The following is a 3,134-nucleotide window of genomic DNA, read 5'->3' as shown; positions in this document are numbered from 1 at the left end:
CGAACCTTCAGGGCGACGGAAATCGCGCTATATCATGCACTTGGCAATCTTCCTGAGCCTTCGTCAACCCACACTTTTTCCTGACGAACCTAAAAAATAGGGGTGGCTAGGTTGTGTATATGCCAACCCGCGTTCGCGGCTCCTAGGGGCCGCCAGAGGCCTCGCTGTCGATTCTTGGGTCAATGGTCATGACCACGACGCGCGACTCGATTGCGTAGCGCTTCGCCTTGACCACGTCGCAAATGAGCGCGTCGTCGGCGTACACGACGCCGTTGCATGCGTCGGTGACGGCTTTCTCGATGTTGTCGAGGTCTGGCTTGTTCGTCGGCAGCAGCAGGCCGGCGCGCGCTGCTGCCTGCCGGTGCTTCGGCCACGACGACGGAATCGGGATGAACGCCACGAGGTTGACCACCAGTTCGCTGATGACGACACCGGCCAGCGCCTGCTATCCATTCCAGGAGTGGGCCCGATCACCTCGCGCGTACTCGCCGCCGAGATGGGCGACGGCAAACAATACCGAAGCAGCCCGCGGCATCGATCGGGCTCGTGCCCCGGCAGCACAGTACCGGTGGGAAAGCCAACTTACTCGGCATCAGTAGACGCGGGGACAAGCACATCAGGCGCTTGCTTGTTCTATGCGCGAGAGCATATATGCGTCAGCTTGATAGACGAACCGGGCGACTGGCAGACTGGGGACGCGCAATGCTGTTGCGCCGCCATTCCAACGTCGTGGCTTGCGCGCTGGCGAACAAGCTTGCCAGAACAGCATGGGCAATCACAACCCGCAAAGCGGTGTTCGATGCGGGGTGTACAGGCGCGCCAGCTTAAGAAGCGGCACTCCCCTGGCTGACGAATCACCCAAACTGGTTTTGCGACTTGCAAAAATGGGGGTGACCATAGATTTCTGAAGCGACCCCAGGTTCGCCGGCGCGGACAGGCGCTTTGCGCGCTACTGGATGTATGCGGCCCAAGATCTCACTACCGCGTTGTGGAATCCGGCTTCTGCACCAACGACGAGACGCAACGCGTCACCTCCGTCCGACGTTGCCGAGAGGGGCTTGATCGCGACGTTCACTCTCAAGACCGACATCCAGGTCCTGGATCTCGATGACACCGTGCTCAGCAAGCTGGGCATTCCATGGCGAGCACGCGTGGTGCCAGTGGTTCGGACTACAAATGCTCGAACTACTCGGGGGTTTTTCCGCAAGGCCCAGCCCGCTCAGGTTCCGCTATTCTTCGCGCAAGCACAAAAACCACCTAGCACTGGCCGTGTACTCAGGCTCACTGAAGGCATGGCGTCGGAAGGTCGACGTGCAGGTCACGCGGTTTGCGGAGCTGCTGGAGTTCGCGGCGTTGCGCTCTGATTCGCTCTACTCGGAGCCGTTCGTGGGCGGATCTTTGGTGGACTGAAGGGAAGCACTGCAAACGTCGGGGAAAAAAATGAGCTTCCCCACCCCCAAGATTTCAGCGTGGCAAGTCGACAAAATCAGTATCAACGGACAAGGAGTTCGATGAGTTCTCGAGCTGCAGTGTTGAGTTTTGGACAAGTCTGCCGGAGCGTACATGAACCACCAGCATGGTTCATGAAGGCTGTGAGGAGCGACTAGATCCGGGAAGATCCTCCGACAGAGTTCAAGCCGTGGCTCGACCAATCTCAACCCCTGCCTTAGTTACGTTCGCAGGATATGCAATGGCCTCGGTCCAGGAAGTAGGTGCACCGTTGGCGCGCAGCTTGCCTCGGCAGCGTGAGCAAGCGACTTGCCCTTCAGAAAAGGGATGCAAAGGGCCTCTTGCTACAAGGGCTTTCGCCGGGCGACGTGCCCAGTTTAATAATTGGCTAGGCTTACAAAGTGTTGCGGGAAGCTTTGTTGATGATTGGCTGCACCGCTTGGGCTTCGCGGACCACGCTGGCGGCCAGGGTGCCGCGAGAGATCTCCGGTCGTTCGCGGCAACCTTGAGCGTGGAGGACTACGGGCCACTCACGATGGCCTATCACGTTAAGCATTGCGGCCGTTGGCCTGGCCGTGATGATCCACAATTCGAGCAATCTGATCGATGACGCGTTGGCGATCGGGACAGGCCAGTACATGGCTAACGTCGCGAGCTCGGTCAACACCTATTGTTCGACAACATGACGGGGCGGGAAGCCCATCGCGGCCGACGGCCGTCAGCGTCTCGGCGACGGCCGCAAAGCATCGACCATCCACGACCTCGTCAACCTCAAACTGCTTCCGATCGGCTTCAGCGACAAGAGTCCCCTGGACGTGTCATACCGTTGACCTCACGCCGACCAAATGCAGCACGCGGAGCTGACGAACTACACGATTCCAGGCGTGATGTACTCGACTACGCCTTACCGAGACGCATCGCGCAACATCCGCACGGACCAACTGGCCAACGTCGTTGCGAACGCAGGTGGTGGATGCCGGCGTGCCGTGTACCGGAAACCCCGGCCTCATCACCGGCATGGCTGCAAGCTGAACGATGCCAAATCCGCTCGCGGGCGATGAACGAAGCGGCTCATCGGTGTAGTCTCTCGGTTGGGCTGCCACGACAATCTAGCAGGACATCATCCATTGGAGGGCCAGAAGACCGACAGGCTCGGAGAATGAGTTCGCCACTTACTCAATTAGAGTGATTTTAAGCTCTTTTTCAGGTGTCACGGTTGCTTCGTAGATCGCGATGTGATCGTTCGACGCGAAAGTAACGGGCGGCGTTCCTTGACCCGACAGTTGGCTCACCGTATGCCCGTAGGGCGTCACTGCGACCGCATCGGCCGGAACGCCAATCTCGTCAAGCGAGAGAGTTCTAGACTGTGTCGCGGGATAGCCGCCGCACGATTCGGTGGTGTTCCACTTGCCGTCGCTACTCTGCCACCGGACTGAGAAGTCGAACACATAGCCGGTTTCGTTTTTGAAGCTGATCTTTTGGCTCATGATTTATCTCATGCGGAAAAATTATAGAAAAACATAAAAGTGTCTCTGCTTAGCGGTGCTATTTATGTGTGCTATTGGATAATTCTGTCCTTGGCCTTAGCGCGTGGCGTTGTTGCATAAATCCGGGGTCGGATGGGCTGACGTTTACGCACAACGACTGGAGCGCTGGCTCTGTTAACTTCTGACGAAGCGGCGTAG

General features: G+C 58.2%; 3 protein-coding genes and 1 pseudogene. 2 read left to right on the top strand and 2 right to left on the bottom strand.

Annotation, left to right across the window (positions count from 1 at the left end; genetic code table 11):
- Positions 1-142: 142 nt before the first annotated feature.
- The gene (locus A3A5_RS38615) at positions 143-400 is read right to left on the bottom strand and encodes a RusA family crossover junction endodeoxyribonuclease (protein ID WP_369797784.1); all 258 of its coding nucleotides are present in this window, start codon (positions 398-400) and stop codon (positions 143-145) included.
- On the opposite strand from A3A5_RS38615, the pseudogene A3A5_RS41595 reads away from it, so the two are divergent.
- Both A3A5_RS41595 and A3A5_RS0116090 read left to right on the top strand, forming a co-directional pair.
- A pseudogene (locus tag A3A5_RS41595) lies at positions 401-828 on the top strand (transposase); the annotation flags it as partial.
- Between the two features lie 348 nt (positions 829-1,176).
- Positions 1,177-1,410: a hypothetical protein gene (locus A3A5_RS0116090; protein ID WP_018311578.1), complete on the top strand. Its 234-nt coding sequence runs from the start codon at positions 1,177-1,179 to the stop codon at positions 1,408-1,410.
- Between the two features lie 1,211 nt (positions 1,411-2,621).
- Here the strand turns inward: A3A5_RS0116090 and A3A5_RS0116085 are convergent.
- Positions 2,622-2,936, bottom strand: coding sequence for a hypothetical protein (locus A3A5_RS0116085; RefSeq protein ID WP_018311577.1), 315 nt, complete (start codon positions 2,934-2,936; stop codon positions 2,622-2,624).
- Positions 2,937-3,134: the final 198 nt, after the last annotated feature.

Source organism: Cupriavidus sp. UYPR2.512, from assembly GCF_000379565.1.
Classification (GTDB): domain Bacteria; phylum Pseudomonadota; class Gammaproteobacteria; order Burkholderiales; family Burkholderiaceae; genus Cupriavidus.
Note: the sequence above shows the minus strand (reverse complement) of the source record. Positions and strands in the feature narration are given on the sequence as shown.

What these genes read in the sequence shown, in the direction of transcription:
- A3A5_RS0116085 (WP_018311577.1), bottom strand. Translation starts at nt 2,936, where the DNA reads ATGAGCCAAAAGATCAGCTTCAAAAACGAAACCGGCTATGTGTTCGAC.
- A3A5_RS0116090 (WP_018311578.1), top strand. Translation starts at nt 1,177, where the DNA reads ATGCTCGAACTACTCGGGGGTTTTTCCGCAAGGCCCAGCCCGCTCAGG.